Origin of the sequence: Sphingomonas sp. (assembly GCF_019635455.1) — a bacterium.
Lineage (GTDB): Bacteria > Pseudomonadota > Alphaproteobacteria > Sphingomonadales > Sphingomonadaceae > Sphingomonas.
This window is the reverse complement of the sequence record NZ_JAHBZJ010000020.1, coordinates 1-2113: the sequence shown is the minus strand read 5'-3', so window position 1 is coordinate 2113 and position 2113 is coordinate 1. Positions and strand designations below refer to the sequence as shown.

The 2113-nt window shown below is 67.9% G+C and carries 3 protein-coding genes; all 3 read left to right on the top strand.

Features of this window, described 5'->3' with window-relative positions; genetic code table 11:
• Window positions 1-1501, top strand: a 1501-nt coding sequence (locus KF783_RS15765) for a toprim domain-containing protein (RefSeq protein WP_294081061.1), incomplete at its 5' end; no start/stop codon positions are given.
• 67 nt (window positions 1502-1568) lie between these two features.
• On the top strand, window positions 1569-1805 hold the full coding sequence (locus tag KF783_RS15760) for a hypothetical protein (protein WP_294081059.1): 237 nt from the start codon (window positions 1569-1571) through the stop codon (window positions 1803-1805).
• Window positions 1806-1905: 100 nt separating this feature from the next.
• On the top strand, window positions 1906-2103 hold the full coding sequence (locus KF783_RS15755; RefSeq protein ID WP_294081057.1) for a type II toxin-antitoxin system RelE/ParE family toxin: 198 nt from the start codon (window positions 1906-1908) through the stop codon (window positions 2101-2103).
• Window positions 2104-2113 lie beyond the last annotated feature (10 nt).

The following is a 2113-nucleotide window of genomic DNA, read 5'->3' as shown; positions in this document are numbered from 1 at the left end:
CTATCTGCGCGAGCGCGGGCTGACATCCGCCACCCAGCAGACGTTTCGTCTCGGCTTCGCGCCCGACAGCCGCAACGCGCTCAAGGAGCACCTGGCGTCGAAGGGCGTCGGCCAGGACCAGATCGAGGCCTGCGGGCTGGTGCGGGCCGGACCCGACATCCCGGTCTCCTACGACTGGTTCCGCGACCGCATCATGTTCCCGATCGCCGATCGCCGCGGCCGCATCATCGCCTTCGGCGGACGGGCCATGTCGCCGGAAGTGGCGGCCAAATACATGAACTCGCCCGATACCGAGCTCTTCCACAAGGGCGAGATCCTCTACAATTTCGCCCGCGCCCGCCAGGCGCTCGCCAAGGACCAGGCGCTGGTGGTGGTCGAAGGCTATATGGACGTGATCGCGCTGGCGCAGGCCGGCTTCGCCAACGCGGTGGCGCCGCTCGGCACCGCGCTCACCGAAAACCAGATGGAGCTGCTGTGGCGCACCTGCCCCGAGCCGGTGCTGTGCTTCGACGGCGACCAGGCGGGACTGCGCGCCGCATGGCGCTCGGCCGACATGATCCTGCCCTCGGTTCAGCCGGGGCGCACCGCGCGCTTCGCGCTGCTGCCCGAAGGCAAGGATCCGGACGATCTGGTGCGGGCCGAAGGCGCGCCGGCCTTCGCGGCGGTGCTCGGCGACAGCCGGCCGCTCTCCGATCTGCTGTGGATGCGCGAGACGGCGGGTGCCGTGTTCGACACGCCGGAGCGCCGCGCCGAGCTCGACAAGACGCTGCGCGACCTGACCTCGCGCATCCGCGACGAGAGCGTGCGGTTTCATTACGCTCAGGACATGCGCAATCGCCTGCAGGCTTTTTTCGGAGCGCCGGCCGGCCGTTCGCAGCCGCGCGACGGCTCCAGGCGCGGCGACAGACCTGGCCGGGACGGACGATCCGGCGGCGCCGCGGGCCGCCTCGCCGTTTCCGACAGCCTGGCGCGATCAGCGCTGGTGAAGCGCGCCGGCGGGGTGATGCCGCTGCGCGAGACGGCCTTGCTCGTCGCCATGGTCAATCACCCGCAGTTGATCGACGAGAATTTCGACCATGTCGAGGCGCTGGACTTCGCCCATCCCGACCTGCGGCGCCTGCATGCGGCGGCGATCGACGCGGTCGCGCATGGGCAGTCCGGCACGCGCGACGCCATCGTCGCGGCGATTCGCGCGGCGGGCCTGGAAGAGCCCTGGGACCGCGCCGTCGCCCTGGTGCGGCGGGCGCGTCAATGGACCGCACTCGACGACGCCGCCATCGAGGACGCGCGCGAAGCCTTCGCCCAGACGCTGCACCTGCAGCGCAGCGCCCGCGCCTTGCACAACGAACTTCGATTGGCGGAGGCGGCGATGAATGCCGAGCCGACCGACGAAAACTATCGCCACATGATCGAAATTCAGGCGCAACTGCATGATCTGCAGGCGACCGAGGCACTGATCGAAGGATTCGGAATACCGTCGGGGCGTGCCGAGAAGGGCTGAGTACGTGAAGGTGATCCCTTCTTCATCCTTCTTGTAGTCGGGAGTTCGGCATGACAAGGTCAGGTCCGTGGACGGTCGCGACAAGATCTCCGACGACCTTGAGCGCCGCATCGATGCCCTGGCGGCGCATTCGTCGATGACGCGCGCCCAGATCATCGAGGACGCCCTCGCGCATGGGCGTTCGCTTGCCTGGCATGAGAAATGGCTGGCTGGCGTGCGGGAAGGCCTCGCGGAGGCGGATCGCGGAGAATTCGCCTCGGAGGAGGAGATCGCCTCGGTTCTGGCCAAATACGGCTCGGTTTAACCCAGCGTGCGGCGCGGACCGCCTGGACATGGCGTTATCCGCGTGAACTCGGGCAATCGGCAACCATATTGCCGAACACGACCGTCGGGCTGCCGCGCGCATGGTCAGCACCATCCATGCCAAGACCGGGCGGCTTCTCGCGGCAAATCCCTTCATCGGCCGTCCAGGCGAAATCCGGGGCACACGCGAACTGGTGGTGACAGGCACACCCTACATTGTCGCGTATCGCGTGTCCGACACGACGATCGAAGTGCTCTTCGTCCAGCATGGGGCCCGGCAATGGCCCGACGACGTTTGAACCGACCTGT